The sequence below is a fragment of the Acinetobacter sp. KB005 genome (assembly GCF_049949095.1).
Lineage (GTDB): Bacteria > Pseudomonadota > Gammaproteobacteria > Pseudomonadales > Moraxellaceae > Acinetobacter > Acinetobacter calcoaceticus.
In genome coordinates this window covers 2,655,172-2,673,303 of sequence record NZ_CP188191.1, presented here as the reverse complement: position 1 = coordinate 2,673,303, position 18,132 = coordinate 2,655,172, and the positions used below count along the sequence as shown (strand labels likewise).

18 protein-coding genes are annotated in these 18,132 nt (G+C 37.3%); 11 read left to right on the top strand and 7 right to left on the bottom strand.

What is annotated here, in order from left to right; translation table 11 throughout:
• Window positions 1-42 precede the first annotated feature (42 nt).
• From ACPF64_RS12860 to ACPF64_RS12850, 3 genes are all read left to right on the top strand, one after another.
• Window positions 43-312: a YARHG domain-containing protein gene (locus ACPF64_RS12860; protein ID WP_003651599.1), complete on the top strand. Its 270-nt coding sequence runs from the start codon at window positions 43-45 to the stop codon at window positions 310-312.
• 18 nt (window positions 313-330) lie between these two features.
• The gene (locus ACPF64_RS12855; protein WP_004642705.1) at window positions 331-744 is read left to right on the top strand and encodes an HIT family protein; all 414 of its coding nucleotides are present in this window, start codon (window positions 331-333) and stop codon (window positions 742-744) included.
• 254 nt (window positions 745-998) lie between these two features.
• Window positions 999-2,105 (top strand): porin, encoded by a 1,107-nt coding sequence (locus ACPF64_RS12850; protein ID WP_045432597.1) that lies wholly within the window; start codon window positions 999-1,001, stop codon window positions 2,103-2,105.
• Between the two features lie 108 nt (window positions 2,106-2,213).
• Here ACPF64_RS12850 and ACPF64_RS12845 read toward each other — a convergent pair whose 3' ends face one another.
• Together ACPF64_RS12845 and ACPF64_RS12840 are read right to left on the bottom strand one after the other, a co-directional pair.
• Window positions 2,214-2,804, bottom strand: coding sequence for a YidB family protein (locus ACPF64_RS12845; RefSeq protein WP_426453686.1), 591 nt, complete (start codon window positions 2,802-2,804; stop codon window positions 2,214-2,216).
• Between the two features lie 99 nt (window positions 2,805-2,903).
• A complete protein-coding gene (locus tag ACPF64_RS12840; protein ID WP_426453684.1) occupies window positions 2,904-3,365 on the bottom strand; it encodes a DUF6231 family protein in 462 nt (153 codons plus the stop codon).
• Between the two features lie 39 nt (window positions 3,366-3,404).
• Between ACPF64_RS12840 and ACPF64_RS12835 the strand changes: the two genes are divergently transcribed.
• Window positions 3,405-4,274: a DUF2797 domain-containing protein gene (locus tag ACPF64_RS12835; protein WP_198078578.1), complete on the top strand. Its 870-nt coding sequence runs from the start codon at window positions 3,405-3,407 to the stop codon at window positions 4,272-4,274.
• Window positions 4,275-4,318: 44 nt separating this feature from the next.
• Here ACPF64_RS12835 and ACPF64_RS12830 read toward each other — a convergent pair whose 3' ends face one another.
• The 4 genes from ACPF64_RS12830 to ACPF64_RS12815 are packed head-to-tail and all read right to left on the bottom strand — an operon-like array spanning window position 4,319 to window position 9,352.
• Complete coding sequence (locus ACPF64_RS12830; protein ID WP_426453682.1) at window positions 4,319-5,437, bottom strand: ABC transporter permease; 1,119 nt, start codon at window positions 5,435-5,437, stop codon at window positions 4,319-4,321.
• A 4-nt stretch (window positions 5,438-5,441) separates the two neighbouring features.
• Window positions 5,442-6,566: an ABC transporter permease gene (locus tag ACPF64_RS12825; RefSeq protein ID WP_426453680.1), complete on the bottom strand. Its 1,125-nt coding sequence runs from the start codon at window positions 6,564-6,566 to the stop codon at window positions 5,442-5,444.
• Window positions 6,567-6,576: 10 nt separating this feature from the next.
• A complete protein-coding gene (locus ACPF64_RS12820) occupies window positions 6,577-8,340 on the bottom strand; it encodes an ATP-binding cassette domain-containing protein (protein WP_426453678.1) in 1,764 nt (587 codons plus the stop codon).
• Window positions 8,330-9,352 carry an HlyD family efflux transporter periplasmic adaptor subunit gene (locus tag ACPF64_RS12815; protein ID WP_426453676.1) on the bottom strand — a complete coding sequence of 341 codons (1,023 nt, stop codon included), beginning with the start codon at window positions 9,350-9,352 and terminating at the stop codon, window positions 8,330-8,332. Before ACPF64_RS12815 ends, ACPF64_RS12820 begins: the two co-directional genes overlap by 11 nt.
• 118 nt (window positions 9,353-9,470) lie before the next feature.
• On the opposite strand from ACPF64_RS12815, the gene ACPF64_RS12810 reads away from it, so the two are divergent.
• Window positions 9,471-10,118, top strand: a complete 648-nt coding sequence (locus tag ACPF64_RS12810; RefSeq protein ID WP_424610348.1) for a CerR family C-terminal domain-containing protein — start codon at window positions 9,471-9,473, stop codon at window positions 10,116-10,118.
• On the opposite strand, the gene lpxB is transcribed toward ACPF64_RS12810, so the two are convergent.
• Complete coding sequence (gene lpxB, locus ACPF64_RS12805; protein ID WP_426453673.1) at window positions 10,115-11,290, bottom strand: lipid-A-disaccharide synthase; 1,176 nt, start codon at window positions 11,288-11,290, stop codon at window positions 10,115-10,117. The genes ACPF64_RS12810 and lpxB overlap by 4 nt on opposite strands.
• A gap of 221 nt (window positions 11,291-11,511) precedes the next feature.
• Between lpxB and ACPF64_RS12800 the strand changes: the two genes are divergently transcribed.
• From ACPF64_RS12800 to ACPF64_RS12775, 6 genes are all read left to right on the top strand, one after another.
• Window positions 11,512-13,611, top strand: coding sequence for a TonB-dependent siderophore receptor (locus ACPF64_RS12800; protein WP_426453671.1), 2,100 nt, complete (start codon window positions 11,512-11,514; stop codon window positions 13,609-13,611).
• A 66-nt stretch (window positions 13,612-13,677) separates the two neighbouring features.
• Entirely contained in the window at window positions 13,678-13,977 is a 300-nt protein-coding gene (locus ACPF64_RS12795) for a hypothetical protein (protein WP_426453669.1), read from the top strand.
• Entirely contained in the window at window positions 13,970-15,526 is a 1,557-nt protein-coding gene (locus ACPF64_RS12790) for a PepSY-associated TM helix domain-containing protein (RefSeq protein WP_426453667.1), read from the top strand. The genes ACPF64_RS12795 and ACPF64_RS12790 overlap by 8 nt, the downstream gene beginning before the upstream one ends.
• Complete coding sequence (locus ACPF64_RS12785) at window positions 15,523-15,804, top strand: DUF1634 domain-containing protein (protein ID WP_231761215.1); 282 nt, start codon at window positions 15,523-15,525, stop codon at window positions 15,802-15,804. The genes ACPF64_RS12790 and ACPF64_RS12785 overlap by 4 nt, the downstream gene beginning before the upstream one ends.
• 153 nt (window positions 15,805-15,957) lie before the next feature.
• Window positions 15,958-16,845, top strand: a complete 888-nt coding sequence (locus ACPF64_RS12780; RefSeq protein ID WP_270902393.1) for a sulfite exporter TauE/SafE family protein — start codon at window positions 15,958-15,960, stop codon at window positions 16,843-16,845.
• 117 nt (window positions 16,846-16,962) lie between these two features.
• On the top strand, window positions 16,963-18,051 hold the full coding sequence (locus ACPF64_RS12775; protein WP_426453664.1) for a 3-deoxy-7-phosphoheptulonate synthase: 1,089 nt from the start codon (window positions 16,963-16,965) through the stop codon (window positions 18,049-18,051).
• Window positions 18,052-18,132: the final 81 nt, after the last annotated feature.

The window sequence follows — 18,132 nt, the reverse complement described above, 5'->3', positions numbered from 1 at the left end:
TATATTGAGTACAGGTTCATACCTTTAACTGAGGAAACGCTCATGAATAAATTTATGGTTGCAGTCTTTACTGGCATGGTGAGCATTGCTGGTTTAAATGTTCAAGCTGCAACGCCTGAGCAAGAATGTCAGAAATTGCAAGACGATTATAATTTGATTTATGCATCAAAAGGCTTTTGTTTTAAAGATCCTGATGCAAAAGAAAAATATGGTAATGAAAACTGTCATACGACAAAACCAAAGTTTTCTGACAAAGAGCAACAACGTCTTGATGCTATTAAAGAGCGTCAGAAAGAATTGAAATGTAAATAATTTTTAAAGGAATAATACATGGCATACGATGATCAAAATATCTTCGCAAAAATTTTACGTGATGAACTTCCAGCGATAAAAATCTATGAAGATGATCAAGTTCTAGCTTTTATGGATATTATGCCTCAAGCCGATGGTCATACATTAGTTATTCCAAAAACACCTGCTGTAACGCTCCTTGATTTACCTCCAGAAGCAGCCGCATATACCATACAAATTGTTCAGAAAATTGCGAAAGCAATGGAAAAAGCCCTCAATTTAGAAGGTATTGTCTTGATGCAACTTTCTGGAGCAGCGGCAGGACAAACTGTTCCGCATGTTCATTTTCACCTTATTCCTACAAATGTGCATCAACTTGGACGCCATGCTGTAGAGTTAGGAGATCAAGAAAAAATTAAAGGATTAGCTGAGAAAATTAAAGCAGCTCTTTGATTTTAATTCATTAAAGCGGAGTTTTGACTCCGCTTTTTTTCGTCTAAAAACTATAAAAAATTAAAATAATTAATTTATTTCTAAATTTTAACCGTCATAAAACTGTCATTTATTTTTCACGCCCCTGTCACAAAGTTTGCCGATACTGCTTAGCAAGTTGGTGAGCTTTTGTAACTTTTTGTACATAAGTCAACTACAAAATAAATAGTTAACTAGGCATACGCCATTTTTAAAAACTTTTTGGAGAAATCTCAATGAAGAAATTGCTACTCGCTGCCGCAGTTGCAACTTTGAGCATAAACGCGGTGCAAGCAGCGCCAACTTTGTATGGCAAACTGAATGTTTCTATTAACCAAGTTGACAATAAAAATTTCGATGGAAAAAGTGACGTTACTGAAGTTAACTCAAACTCTTCTCGCATTGGGGTAAAAGGCGAAGAGAAATTAACTGACAAGCTATCTGCTGTTTATTTAGCTGAATGGGCAATTTCTACTGATGGTTCAGGTTCTGATACTGATCTTAGCGCTCGTAACCGTTTTATCGGTTTAAAAACTGAAGGCGTGGGTACATTAAAAGTAGGTAAGTACGATTCTTACTTTAAAACCGCTGCTGGTGGTAACCAAGACATCTTTAATGACGATACACGTTTAGATATTACCAACATCATGTACGGCGAAAACCGCTTAGACAACGTGGTTGGTTTTGAATTAGACCCTAAATTATTAGCTGGTTTAACATTCAATATCATGGCTCAAACTGGCGAAAGCACCTCAGATAGCAAACAAGGTGAAACTGGTAAAGACAGCAAAAACGACAGCTTTGACTCTGTGTCAACTGCGCTTGGTTATGAAAACAAAGACCTTGGCTTAGCAGTGGCTGCTGCTGGTGACTTCGGTATTAAAGGTAAATATGCTGCTTACGGTCTGAAAGATGTTTATACAGATGCTTACCGTGTAACGGGTTCTTATGACATCGCAAAATCAGGCTTTGTTGTAGGTGCTTTATGGCAACATGCTGAACCTACTGATGACCTGACTGCATATGGTCAAACATATAAATCAGATGGTGCAGTTGACAAAGCTGGTAAAGCTTACCGCGGTTTAGAAGAAGAAGCTTATGCTGTTACAGCGGCGTATAAAATTCCAAATACTAAACTTAAAGTGAAAGCTGAATACGCTTCTGCTGAAACACAAGTAAGTGGTCAAGCAGATCGTAAAATTGACTTGTACGGTTTAGGTCTTGATTATCAAATCAACAAGCAAGCTCGTTTCTACGGTATTGTTGCTCAACAAAAACGCGACTGGTTGAATGATGATGACAAGCAAACTGTTGTAGGTACAGGTATCGAATATAACTTCTAATTAGTTATCTTTGATTCATATCTAAAATAAAAGGGCTAATGCCCTTTTATTTTATTGTTCAGATTTAAAAAGCCGATATTTTTATACCGGCTTTTTTTACTTTGTAGCTTACTTTAAGAAACCACTTACAAGATTCATAACATTTTGAATGTCTTGGTTTGCTTCTTGATGATCGGTACTGTCACCCTGAGGTGTTAATGAGTCAATGACTTGAGGTAAGACTGACGCAATTGCACCGTAAACTTGCTCTTTTGGAGCTTGAGCTTGCGCAGCAACCTGCTCAATGTCAGCTGGATTAAATAAACTCTGCAATTGTTGAGTAGGAACCTCACTATTGCTTTGATTTGGATCAACCCAGCTTTGAACTTGGTTACCTAAACCCGCACCTTTTAACTTTTCTAAAGCTGCCTGCAAACCACCTTGTTGCTGAACCCAACCTAAAATTAAAGGCACAACCGCAATTAATAAACTTTGTACACCACCACCTGCTTGAGGTGCATTATTATTGCCAGTCACTTGACCCAATACAGAACCGAATACTCCACCAAGGCCCCCTTGAGCGCCAGAAGAAGTATTACCACCCATTTGTCCAAGTACTGAACCTAAAATTCCGCCCAAACCGCCTTGACCTGATGCTTGCTGGTTCCCACCTAAAGCCTGCTGAGCCAAAACTTCAACAATGCTGCTTAAATTTGTCATGTGTAACTCTTATGTATGGTTTATACATGAGCATACGCGGATTCTTGTTCAGACAGCAAAAACCAAATTGTTAAATTTTGAAAGAGATTTAATGCTCTTTTACCAACGGAATCTATTCCAGTTTTCTGGGTTTGCCCAAAACTTTGAATTAAACCAATCTGGAACATGTTTATAGGTCAATATATTAAATTGCCATAAAGCAAAATCACTATCATGCGAAGTCTTATCAATCAGTTGTGTGAAGCCTAGGGAACGTAATAACTGTTCATCACTTCGTTTGCTCACCACAACAATTCGTTTTGCTAATAAATCTCGTAGCTTTACTAATAATTGTGATTTTTGAATATCACTGATGTTATGCATTTCATCAGTATCAAATAATACAAAACCCAAATCATAACGCTGAGTAAAAGGCAGACTTAAAAGCTCAGTTACGCTAAAATAGTGCCATTGAATTGCGTGATTCTGGTCAATTTTTTGGCCAATACAAAGTGCAGTATGAATGGGCTGTTCTTTTGATAAATCGTCTAGCATAGAAGCGATGACATTTTGTTCAGCCATGACTGCAACCCTTAATTGAAAGATGTGAGTTTAAACTTTATGGAACTACAAGGCATTTGCCATAAAATGCATGCAGGCCTAAAAGATGCTAGTGTAACTGATCAACAGACAACCAAGGCAAATGTTGAATACAAATTTGTATTAGATCGTTCAGAAATTGATCTTCCTTTTAATTTAGGACAAGAACTAGAAATCGAATGGACAGGTAATATTTATTGCACCTCTTGTGGCACTAAAACACCAAAATCTTATTCTCAAGGTCACTGCTTTAAATGTTTTAAAACGAAAGCGGAATGTGACCTCTGCATTATGAAACCAGAAACATGCCATTACCACTTAGGTACATGTCGTGAAGATGACTTTGCCCACAATGTTTGTTTCCAGCCTCATATTGTGTATTTGGCAAATTCGAGCGCTTTGAAAGTTGGCATTACCCGCGTTAGTCATATGCCAGGTCGTTGGTTAGATCAAGGTGCAACTCAGGCCTTACCAATTATGAAAGTTGGATCACGTCGTTTATCTGGTCAGCTTGAAACAATGTTTGGTTCTTTAGTTGCTGACAAAACTGATTGGCGTAAACTCCTTAAGGGAGAAGCTGAACCTCTAAAACTAACTGAGCAACGTGATCAGTTAATCGAAGAGTTTGCACCTAAAATTCAAACGATTCGTGAGGAATTTAGCCAAAATCTTGAATTTAACGAAACGGTTGAATTATTAGAAGATGAGCTACCACGTGAGTTTGTTTACCCTGTTGAGCAGTACCCTGAAAAGATTAAGTCATTAAATTTGGATAAAACTCCAAAAATTCGCGGTGTATTACAGGGCATTAAAGGTCAATATTTAATTTTTGATATTGGTGTTATTAACATCCGTAAATATACAGGTTACCAACTGATTATACGTGCCTAAGTAAGTTTTAAAGCCCCTAAAATGGGGCTTTTTCATTAACATGATTAAGATAATCTTTTCCTAAATAGCCAAGCAGCTAAGGGTAAAGTTACTACTCCAAGTATGATCATTGGAATAAAGTTGAATTTGACTTGTGCAAAGCTCGTACCTTCCAAATAAACCCGTTGTACCAAGTTAATTCCAAACCTTAAAGGGTTTGCGTAAGTTGCTATTTGTAGTACTTTCGGCATGTTTTCTACTGGTGTAAGTAAACCTGAAAGCAACATCAAAGGCATAATCAATAAAAATGTAAAAAGCATGGCTTGTTGCATATTTAAAGATAAGGCCGAAATTGATAGGCCCACTCCGACTACAGCTATGTTAAAACTCAATAAACCAAAATAAAGCAGTCCAATAGAGCCATTCATAGGAATTTTAAACCAGAATAAAATGATCAATAAAATAATGGTTGATTGCATCAAGCCTACAAAAATTGGCGGCAAGGCCTTACCAATCATAATTTGTAATGGTGTATACGGCGTAACTAATAACTGATCGAATGTACCCTGCTCTCGTTCACGTGCTACAGATAAAGCAGATAGAAGCAATGTCTGCATCATACTTAAAGCCGCAATTAATGAAGGCATTAAGCTCCATCGAGACTCTTGATTTGGATTGTACCATGTTCTTGTTTCAAGACTAATCGGTAAGGCTGAGTTAAATTTTTGCTGATTAAACTGACCAATAATTTTATTTAGATATGAACCAGCCACAACAGCAGTTGATGAGTTTCTGCCATCAACAATGACCTGTATAGGAGAGCTTTGGTTATTATTTAATTTGCTCTCGAAGTCTGAAGGAATCGTAATCACGACCAATGCCTGACGACTATCAATTACCTGTTTGATTTGATCTGTATATTGAAGTGTTGCAATCCGCTTAAAAATACCAGGGCCATCGAGCTTTGAGATTAGTTCATGCGAAACTTGCCCATTACTCTGATCTAAAATTGCATAATCCACACGGTTAACATCATAAGTTGCAGCATAACCAAACAAAAGTGCCTGCATCAGGGCTGGTACAAATAGAATAACTCTGTTTGCAGGGTCACTAAAAATGGTTAAGAATTCTTTTTTAACTAAAAAACTTAAGTGTTTTAGCCAAGCGATTAGTTGCTGCCACATAACTTTATCTCAACCGTTTTTTTAGTGAAAAATTCACGGCACATATCAAAACGACGATATATCCCACTAAAAAACCACATTCTTTAAGCCATAACTTCCAATCATCACCTCCCATAAATAAAGTTTTAATTAAAATCATAAAGTGTGTAGCTGGAAGTAACTGGCTAATAATTTGCACGACCAGAGGTAAATTACGTGTATCGAAAACAAATCCTGACAGCATAAGTGCGGGCATAAAACTTGCCAATAAAGCAATTTGACTCGCCTGAAACTGGCTTTGAGCAAAGCCTGATATGGTTAAACCAAGTAATAACGAAACAATTAAATATAAAAATGAAGCTGATAAAATTGAGAATAATGAACCACGCATGGGTACTTCAAAAATAAAATACGCAGCAATGATACAGATCACGATATCAATCATCCCGACCACAACATAGGGAATGAGCTTTGCTAATACAATTTCAAATGGCCGTACAGGCGTCACAAATAAGGCCTCTAGTGTTCCCCGTTCCCTTTCACGGGCAATTAGTAACCCCGTTAAAAATGCACCGATTAAAGTTAAAATTAATACCATTAAGCCTGAGACTAAAAACCAAGTACTGTTAGCAGATTCGTTAAACCATATTCGTTGTTCAATATTAACGGCGCTTGAAGTTGCTAATATTGGACTACGGTCAACTTGTATAGACGGCGCGGTAGCCAAAGCACCTGTGACATATCCTTCCAAAGCTGTTGCTATGGTGGTAGACGTACCATTTAATAACAGTTGAGCCTTTGCGTTACCTTGTTGTGCCTGACTCGATAAATCTGAAGGGAAATGCAAAATGGCATCAATCTCGCCATCTCGAATGGCCTGCTCTGCTTCAGGCAAATTATGAAATTGCTGACTCGTTAAATATTGTGAGCCATTTAAACCCGCTAAAACCTGATTGATCTGTGGTGAAGATTGATCAACTACAACACCAACTCGTGCCTGATTTAAGTCAAAGGAAAGTCCATAGCCAAATAGTAAAATTAAGATGATAGGCAGAACCAGACCAATCCCGAGGCTGCTTTTATCACGAATGAGCTGTTTAGTTTCTTTACGAACTAGCGCTGTCAATCGATTCCAAAATGCAAAACTCATTGTAGCCCCCTTAAACAGCATGCCTTAAAGCACGTGCTTGCTCCACAATTGCTATAAAAGCCTCATTCATATCACTGATATATCTATCTTTACTTGCTAATTCGCGTACTTGTTGGGGTGAACCTAAGGCTAACAACTTTCCTGCATCTTGTATGGCAATCCGGTCACAATATTCCGCTTCTTCCATAAAGTGCGTAGTGATAATGATGGTAATACCCTGATTCGCGAGCTCACCAATGCTGTACCAAAATGAACGCCGTGCAAGTGGATCAATGCCACTAGTGGGTTCATCTAAAAATAAAATTTCCGGTTCATGTAATAGTGCAGCAGTCATAGATAAACGTTGTTTATAGCCACCCGGTAAATCACCACTTTTAATATGAGTTTTTAAATCGTATTGCTGTAACGCTTTATCAATTTGTTGTTTTAGCTTTTCGCCCGATAAGCCATAGGCTCCACCAAAAAATTTGAGATTCTCTAAAACAGTTAAATTACTATAAAGTGCAAATTTCTGAGAGACATAACCTACGTTAGCCCTAGCTTCAGCTCGAGCTGTGCGTAAATTTTTACCAGCAACTTCCAAATATCCACTACTTGCTGGCAACAATCCACACAGCATTCGAAATGTCGTTGTTTTCCCAGCTCCATTAGGCCCAAGTAATCCAAAGATTTCACCGCGCTGTACATCAAATGAAGTGTTAGCGACAGCAGTAAAATCTCCAAAAGTTCTGACTAAATCTTTGACCACAATGATAGGTTGGTCTGATTCCAACTCATGATTTTGCAGTGAATCAAAAGCTCGTTCAGAAATAGATATTTGTTTTCGTTGCTTTTGATTCTGTTGTAATAACATCATAAAAGCATCTTCAAGTTCAGGTTCTCGTGTATTTGCTATTAGACCCTGAGGTAAAGCACCGGCTGATAATTCTTTCTGACGACTAATAAAACGTACTTGTTCACCTTTTGGAACAGCATCAATAATCTCTAGATGATTATCAAGTAATTGGGCTTGTACAGTCCGCGCCTTAATATTTGCAGGAGGTTCTACTTGCCATGTTTGCCCACGTGCTATTTCTTTTAATTGCTCTGGAGAGCCCTGCTTTAAAATTTTCCCCTCGTGCATGATATAAACTTGTGCACATTTTTCTGCTTCATCCATATAAGCAGTACTTATAATTACACTTAGGTTTTCTTCCTGAACAAGCTGTTCAATAATGATCCATAAGTCCCGTCTTGATAAAGGGTCTACACCAACACTAGGCTCATCAAGCAATAGTAACTCTGGGGGACGAACTAAAGTACATGCTAGCCCTAGTTTTTGTTTCATTCCGCCAGAAAGTTGACCCGCTAAACGTTGCGTAAATTGAGCAAGGTCTGTTATTTCCAATAAACGTTTAAATCGTTGATGACGAATTTCTTTTGGAACATCGTGTAAATCGGCATATAAATCAAGATTTTCTTGTACGCTTAAATCTTCATATAGTCCAAAGCGTTGCGGCATATAGCTAATACGGTCTTGTACAGCTTGTGGATTTTTACTCACGTCAATTCCAAGTACATTTAATGAACCCGAAGTGGCTTTATATAATCCTGCCATTAATCGTAATAAAGTTGTTTTCCCCGAACCATCTGGACCTACTAAAGCGGTAAGTTCTCCTTTATTGATTTGCATGTTTAAATGATCAATTGCAGTAATATCTGCTGCCTTTTTACTCTCAGCTTTAAAAATCATGACCAAATCATGCACATAAACCACTGTATTTTCATCGGTCATGGGCATTCTCACTTGAAGCAAATGGAACTTTCACAGTAACTGGTTGCCCCATTTTTAATTGATCATTCGGATCATTTACATACACTCGGACTTCATAAACCAGAGTTGTTCTAATCTCTTCGGTCTGCACTGTTTTAGGGGTGAACTCTGCAACTGAAGATATATAACCAATTTTTCCATGAATAGGCTGATTAGGATAAGAATCACGAATGACTTGGGCAGTATCTCCCATCTTAATGGAACTGAGATCTTGTTCATTGACATATACACGTACCCATTTCGGATCGGTCAGTGTCAATGTATAAACGGCCTTTTGAGCAGTTGTCATATCGCCAATTTCTTGTAGACGTGCTCGGACCACTGCATTTACAGGAGATTTTAGTTCAGTCTGGGTAAGGTTATAGTTAATTAAATCTAAATTAGCCTGAGCGACTTCATATTGTGCTTTGGTCGCTTCACGATCTTCTTGTCTAGCGCCTTTAATTAATAATTCTAAATTGGCCTGTCTTTCCCGTACCACTGCTTGAGCACTTTGCTGATTACTTTTGGCATAGTCTAACTCTTGTTGGCTAATTGCCCGACCATCTGTGCTACTCATCAAAATTTGTAACCGTTGTAAGTTTTTATCCGTTTTATCTAACTCTGCTTGAGCAGAAGCCAATTGTGCTTTTGCTTGGGTAATTTCTTCAGGACGAGCTCCGACCTCTTGTTTAATAATTGCCTCTTGTTGCGCTTTGAGCTGTGCTTGCGCCTGCTTTGCCTGAATTTGTAATGCATTGGTATTAAGAGTAGCAAGTAACTGGCCTGCTTGAACTTTATCACCCTCTTGGACCATGAGTTTTTGAATACGGCCAGACTGTTCAAATGCAAGCGAAACTTGGCGAATATCAACATTTCCATGCAAAGTTAAAAAACTATCTGATTGTTCTTTATCATTATATTTCCAAGCCCAAAAGCCGATTAGAGCCACAGCTATAATAACCAAAACACCGGCAATCACTTTTTTATTCATCTTATTGGCCTTTTTATTAAATTCAAATTTTCGTAGTTTAAATTCAATTTAAATTTAAATTACCTTACTCTTTGAATAAAAGATATACTTTTATGGTGAATTAAAATTAGGTTTAAACATGTCCAGATCTAGACGAAGTGATGGTGATTTAACCAAGTCTAAAATTATTGAGGCTGCGGGACCTTTGATAGCCCAATATGGTTTTGCAAAGACAGCAAACAAAGCAATTGCCAAAGCAGCAAATGTCGATTTAGCTGCGATTAATTATCACTTTGATGGTCGAGATGGTTTATATCAAGCAGTTTTATTGGAAGCTCACGCACACTATCTGGATGAAAACTACCTGCTAAAACTTGTTGAAAGCACTCACTCTCCAGAAGAAAAATTAAACTTATTACTTGAGACTTTATTGCATAAATTAACTGAAAAAGATGTCTGGCATGGCAAAGTCTTTATTCGTGAACTGTTTTCACCTTCAGAGCATTTATTAAGTTTTATTGAATTTGCAGGAATGCGAAAATTTTTTCTTATTCGTAAGTTGATTAGCCAAGTGGCTGGTTTAGATGAAAATGATCCGGCTGTTTTACCCTGCATTTTAAGTGTTATGACACCCTGCATGATGCTCATTATTGCCGGACCGAATGCTCAAGCACCCGAGCCTCTTAAGAATATAGCCCAGATGCCCTTACACGATTTAGTTGAACATTTTAAGAAATTTTCATTGGCTGGGTTAAAAGCAATTAGCCAATCAAATCTTAAAAATTAGCTATTCAAACATTGCAAAATTACCTGTACCGGATCTTCTGTATTTCCAGAAATAAGCTGTTTATGCATGGTTAGATGTTGCATCACTTGAATTTGTGCTGTTTCAACATTCATTAGTTTTTCTATTTCAGCTGCTAAATTTTCTGGTGTTGCATCTGCCTGAATCAACTCTTCAATTACTTTCTTACCAGCAATGATATTTGGCAAAGAGTAGTAAGGAATTTTGACCAAAAACTTAGCAATTAAATAAGTTAACCAATGCAACTTATAAAAAGTGACCATAGGTCTATGCATTAACATTGCTTCTAATGTCGCTGTTCCAGAAGCTAAAGCAATGATGTCACTTGCATTCATGACCATACGACCAACTTTTGATTCAGCGTCTGTATTTTCTAAAATATGAATTGCAGCTTTTAAATGAGGTGCTAATTGTTCAACACCCTGCTCAATCTGTTGTTTACGTGCATCGTTAATTGCAGGAATCAAAAATTGAATATCTGGATATTTGGTATGCAAAATATTGGCAGCGCCCAGCAACATAGGTAAAAGTCGCTCTACTTCACCTTTTCGGCTACCTGGCAACAAAGCAATATGTTTCTGATTTTCATCAATACCTAATTGTTGTTTAGCAATTTGAATTGGATTTTCAAGTGGTAATTGTTTAGCCAATGGATGACCTACAAATGCCGCTGGAACTTCATATCGCTCATAGAAGACTTTTTCAAAAGGAAATAAACAAAGTACTAAATCTATACTCTGTTTAATGCCATGAACACGCCCCTGACGCCATGCCCAAACCGAAGGGCTCACATATTGAACTGTTTTTATCGGGAGATTCTTTTCTTTAATACTTTTTGAAAGTCTGAGGTTAAAATCTGGTGCATCAATACCAATAAAAATATCAACGGGATTTTGAGTCCATTGACTGATTAGACCATCCCGCACGGCGAATAATTTTTTTAAGTCTTTTAATACCTCAACAATCCCCATCACAGACAGAGTTTCCATCGGGTAATAACTCTTAAAACCCTCAGCAATCATTTGAGGTCCACCAATTCCCTCAAATTCAGCATCGATTCCTTGTTCTCGAAAACTACGCATGAGCTTAACGCCAAGCGTATCTCCTGAAACTTCCCCAACTACAATGCCTATTTTAAGTTTTCGGTTTGCCAAGGCGATTTACCCAAGAATTTGAAATAATGCATTCTAGCATAGAGGTTTATCAATCTTGAACTTGATCGATACGTACTCATGAAAAGTAGCCAAAGGGCTTGGCTATCTAAAATTACATTCACTTACTATCTTTTAATCTAAATTAACAATGCAATTTGAATTGTAGCTTACATTTACAAACAATAAAATAAATGAGAATTATTTACATTATCTTTACTCTTATGAATATCCCACCTCGACCATTTAAGCTTACCATAGTCGCCTGCGCGATTTGTTATGCGAACCTATCTCATGCTCAAGACTCAGAGGTACAAGCTTTACAGACGATCCAAGTTAAAGCATCAAATGCTGAGCAGTCTTCTGAACAAACCAAAGCATATAATGTTAAGAACTCGAGTAGCGCAACCAAGCTTAATATTGAGGCTAAAGAAACCCCTCAAACTATTAATGTCGTTACTCGTCAGCAAATTGAAGATTTCGGGCTTACTAGTACTCGAGATATTTTAAGTAATACTCCCGGTGTCACTGTAACTGGATTAGAAACAAACCGAACAACTTATACTGCTCGTGGTTTTGATATTTCAAACATTTTGGTTGATGGAATCGGTATCCCTCAAGTTGACAGCTATAATTATAATAATAGTGATGCAGACAGTTATTTCTACGATCGTGTTGAAATTGTCAAAGGTGCTGATGCCTTAACAAATGCTCTTGGCGATCCTGGCGCTACAATTAACTATATCCGTAAACGCCCCACCAAAGAATTTCAAGCAAATGCTGGGGTGAGCTATGGTTCATGGGATACACAACGTTATGAAGCGGATATCTCTGGTTCTCTTACACAAGATGGAAGAGTACGAGGACGTCTTGTAGGTTATGAGAAAGTAGGAGATTCTTATCTAGACCGCTATTCAGAAGAAAAAAATGGATTTCAAGGAATTTTAGAAGCTGACGTTACAGACACCACAAATGTTTCAGCAGGATATTCGAAAACTCGTCAATACGCTAATGGTTCTCAATGGGGTGCTCTACCCTTGGTTAACTCCAAAGGTGAACCAATAAGTTATTCTCGTAACTATAATTATGCACCGTCATGGACATACTACGATTGGGAAATAGATAATTATTTTGCCAATATTGAACAAAAATTATGGGGAGACTGGAAGTTAAGATTAGGCTATAACCTTAAGAAATCAGATGTTAAAGATAAAATGCTTTATCTCAATGGATTTCCTTCTGCTACTGACAATACATCTGGTATTTCACTATTACCAGAGATTTATAATCAAAAATTTAAAGAAACTACTGCTAATGCAGACATTCAAGGTACTTTTAATTTATTAGGGCAGCAACACGAAGCAAATATTGGTTATAACTGGTCAAAATATAGTGCTCAAAGTGTTTATTCGTATGGCAGTAGTTTAGGTGTTATTACCACAGACTTACCAAGCTGGACTCCTGAAGAACCGACTTGGGGAGACTTTACCTATGCTGACCCAGAAGAAAGAACCATGAAGTCCGTTTACGGTGCGACTCGTCTTCACTTAGGTGAGGATCTAAAATTTATCTTAGGTGCCAACTACACTGAAATCGACACTTTAGAATATAAAAAGAATAAAGTTTCTCCATATGCAGGTATTACATATAACTTTACTCCTGAATACACAGGTTATATGAGTTACACCTCTATTTTTAGACCACAAACTGTTATTGATCTTTCTACTAAACAAACAGCTGTACCAGTAGAGGGTGAAAGCTATGAATTAGGTGTAAAAAGCGCTTGGTTAGATGGAGCTTTAACAGGAAATATCGCCATCTTTAGAACAGATGAAGATAATTTTGCACTAGATCCATTATGGGATCCGCTTTATAACAAATACTCATCTCCAATCGGAACGATTAGATCGCAAGGTGTTGAGGTAGGATTAACTGGAAAATTAACTGATAACTTAGATTTAGTTTTTGGTTTTTCAACATTTAGTCTAAAAAATATGGAAACGGGTGAAAGAGGCAGACCTAATATCCCGACTCAAACGCTTAACGTTTTGGCATCTTATACTGTTCCACAGATTCCAAAGTTAAAAGTCGGTGCAAGCATTAAATGGCAAGATGATATATATGACACCTCTTACTCAACTGTAAAACAAGATGCATATGCATTGCTTAACGTTATGGCCAGTTATGATTTAAACGAACATGTACTGTTCCAAGTGAATGGAAACAATCTGACAAATGAAAAATATTTGACAGGTTTATCTGGTGGCCAAGGTTACTATGGAGCTCCAGCCAACTATACAGTTGCTGTAAAGTTTAAATATTAATATCGTAGCCAATCCCAATTTAGGGATTGGCTTTTCTTATTATTCTTTGTTTATGTGTCATTAAAGATGTCCAAAACTGTAAATCTCCCTGTGTCATATCGCATAAAAGTTTTCTATCGATTCTTGCTGGTTTTCGGTATGGGTTTTGCCTGTATGACGTATTTAAGTCTTGGACTCACTGGAATTTTCCTTTTGACCTTAGACAAAGCTGAAGCCATCTATCTCGCAGCATTTATAGCAATTCTATTTTATGTAGTGTTCGTGATTATAGGTTTTTGCATTCAATCACTTTTGAAACTCACTGGGCTATCAGTCGTTCTATGTGCCCTTTTCTTTTTTGCAACGCGTATGGTGGGTTATGCATAAAGGTATACGCCAATCTATGGCATGGCTACATTCGTGGACTGGCTTAATTTTCGGATGGCTCGTGTTTGCCATTTTCTTAATGGGAAGTTTGTCCTATTACCGCCACGAAATTAATTTATGGATGCAGCCTCCACTTGCGCAATATGAAGTAAAGCAAGATATTGCTATTAAAACAGCCTATCAATACTTACAAGAACATGTTCCTGACGCCAAATCTTGGTATTTAAATATTGCAACACCTGAGAGTCCAGTAAACACCATGTATTGGGAAAAACCAGACGGCGGTTATGGAAATGCAACTCTAGATGCAAACACTGGTCAAGAACTTAAACTTTCGGCAACTCTAGGCGGCGACTTTTTTTACCGATTCCACTACCAACTTTTTGGTATTCCAATATTCATCGGGCGATTAATAGTATGTCTTGCCGCATTTATTATGTTGATTGCCTTGGTTTCAGGCATCATTACCCATAAAAAAATATTCACCGACTTTTTTACTTTGCGTACATTTAAGTCTCAGCGTTCATGGTTAGACTTTCATAATATTTCTTCGGTGATTGCCCTGCCTTTCTTTTTAACCATTACATTTACAGGCTTAGCTATTTTCTTTTATTTATATCTGCCTTGGGGAATGCAAAAGCTCTATCCTGAAAATCCATATCAATATTTTACCGAAATACGTACAAAGAATGTGCTTGAGAACCAATCGATACAGCCAGCTCAGAACTTATCTATCGAAAAGTTATTAAACCAAGTGCAACAACGTTGGGGAAATCAAACTTTATCGACAATTAGTGTAAAAAATCCAAATACCAATCAGGCGCAAATTACCTTTATTCAAAATGAAGATCATTCAATTACCCGGAATCAGGCTCAAATTACATTGAATGCTTCAACAGGCAAAGTCTTAGCAGACACACGTAATAATAGTGCTATTGCAACACTGAATGCGGGAGTTTATGGTCTACACATGGCAACATTTGCCCAACCTTTACTTCGCTTAGGTTTGTTCTTCTCTGGCATTTTAGGTTGTGTCATGATTGCCTCTGGTTTGCTACTCTGGAGCCTTAAACGCCAAATTCAAAATAAGAACAGTAAGTTTCACTTTGGACACTATTTAGTTGACCGTTTAAATGTCGCAACTTTTGTAGGACTGCCGTGTGCAACTGTCGCCTATTTAAGTGCGAATCGATTATTTACAGTCACTTCAACCACGATCAACTATGAAATTTATAGTTTTTTCTTAGTTTGGCTAATCAGCTTAATCATTGCTTTAGTCACTAAAAAACAATATTTATGGCGAACTCAACTGAGTATTTTTATTCTGCTTTGTATGGCGCTTCCAATCTTAAATTTAATTTATTTGCTCAAGCATGATTATGTTGAAAGCTTCAACAATTATTGGGTCTTTGCACGTATAGATGTATTTTTGTGGATATTTGCAGGCTTAGCGATTTTTATATTCTGCAAAATTCAACCTATTCAGCATAAAGCTGTAGAAAAAATCCAAAAGAAGCTGAATAAATTAAATACTGAGGTGAGCTCATGATCTTTATAGCTTTCATCTTAATTTTATTAGGAATGTATTTGTTGTTTATGGCGAGTGAAAAATATCGATCGCCAAAATCAACAGGCCATTTCAAATCATTAGCTCAAAAATATTACCAATACTTTAAGATAGCTGCATTCATATTGTTTGTTTTATGCGCATATATTCTGATTCGACATTATAATTTTTCAATTGGTTTTGTCAGTTGGTGGATATTTGCAACGCCGTTAACTTTTGGTCTCATCCTTCTACTTAACCCATTAAAACCATCAAAATAATCTTAGATCCTAATAATTTGATGAAAAATAACTCAAGCTAAGCAATATTTTGATTGCTTAGCTTTTTTTTGCATAAGTAAATCATTATTCATGACAACTGTTTATCTCTAAAAGGAATAAGATATGGGCGTTTCGTGATAAGTGGCGATAAAGATGTCTGGTGCTTTTGAATTTATCTTAGCGGGTATGTTAGTTGGTTTCTGTGTAGGGATTACAGGAGTTGGTGGTGGGTCATTAATGACACCAATTTTAATTAGTCTTTTTAGAATTGAACCGCATATCGCAATTGGTACCGATTTACTTTATGCCGCAATCTCAAAGTTCTGTGGCTCAATGGTTCATGCTAAGAAACTCAACATTGTCTGGCCAATTGTTTTATGGCTTGCAGTGGGTAGTATTCCAGCATCTTTCGCTACCACTTGGGTACTTGAACACTATTTAAGTCAGTCAACTCACTATAAAGCTGTGTTAACCATGGTTTTAGGTTTTATGCTAACACTGACTGGTGTTTCAATTATCTTTCGTTCACGTATTGAAAAATTCTTTAATCGTTTTAGAAATAAAGAAACCGTACAAACAGAAAATGAGCAATTGGCTATTCACCATAAACGCCTCTACATCATCCTCATGGGTATTATTTTAGGCGTATTCGTAACGCTTTCATCTGTCGGCGCTGGTGCATTTGGCATTATGGCACTCGTGATCATGTTCCCTAACTTGCCAATGATTCGAATTATTGGTTCAGATGTGGTACATGCGGTATTGCTTACTTTAGTGGCCGGCCTTGGACACATGAGTGCTGGTAACGTCGACTTTACGCTTCTTATGTGGTTATTGGTGGGTTCGATTCCAGCAATTATTGTAGGTACGCTTATTAGTTCTCGCATGCCTGAACGTTTAATCCGAAAAATTTTAGGGATTACCCTATTTGCTCTCGGTGTTAATTTTATGGTTAACCCGGTCAAAGCAAAACCAAAAGCCCCTGTGGTACAACAACAAGCCGTGATTGCTGAAAAAACAAGCAATCCAACTGAAAGATAGCAAAATCAATAAGATTTTTCCAAACTGAAATACCATGAGATGTAGGATTTTCATAATTATTTCATGGTATATTCAGTACACAAAACAACCTTTAGTATGATCGAACCAGTGACAGCAATGAATACAAATTCAAAATCCGTTTCCAAGCCCGATATCGACGACGTTAATATTAAAAGCATTCAAACTCTTGTAACACCAGCTGAGCTTAAATCAGAGTTGCCTTTATCTGATGTTGCTTCACAAACCGTTCTAAAAGGTCGCGAAACTATTCGTAATATCTTAGATGGTTCAGATAAACGTTTGTTTGTCGTTATTGGTCCTTGCTCTATTCACGACCCGAAAGCTGCTCACGAATATGCCGATCGCTTAAAAGTGCTAAGCGAAAAAGTTAAAGATTCATTGTATTTAGTTATGCGTGTTTATTTTGAAAAACCACGTACGACAATTGGTTGGAAAGGTCTAATCAATGACCCTGATATGAATGACTCATTTAACATCGAAAAAGGTTTACGTATTGGTCGTAAACTCTTGCTTGAGTTAAATGAAAAAGGTTTGCCATGTGCAACTGAAGCACTTGACCCTAACTCTCCACAATACTACCAAGACTTAATTTCATGGTCTGCAATTGGTGCACGTACAACCGAGAGCCAAACTCACCGTGAAATGTCTTCTGGTCTATCATCACCAGTTGGTTTTAAAAATGGTACAGACGGCGGTTTAACTGTTGCCACCAATGCCATGCAGTCTGTTAAATATGGTCATAGCTTCTTAGGCCTTAACGAAGACGGTCAAGTTTCAATTATTAATACAAATGGTAACCCTTATGCACACGTTGTATTACGTGGTGGTAATGGTAAGCCTAACTATGATGCTGGCTCTGTTGAAGAAGCAGAAAATGCTTTAGCGAAAGCAAAAGTTAGCAATAAAATCATGATTGATGCGAGTCACGCGAACTCAAATAAAGACCCGTACTTACAGCCACTTGTTCTTAAAAATATTACTGAACAAATTTTAGATGGTAATAAGTCAATTGTTGGTCTTATGGTTGAAAGTCACTTAAAAGGCGGCCGCCAAGATATTCCTGAAAACCTTTGTGACCTAGAATATGGTAAATCAGTGACTGATGGCTGTATTGACTGGGAAACCACTGAAAAAACATTACTTGAAATGCATGATGCTTTAAAAGACGTTTTACCAAATCGTTAATTCATCTTTTTAAGAATATCGATTAAGCCCTCATTTTTGAGGGCTTTTTATTTTAATGAAATTTCTAGATAAGCCGGAATA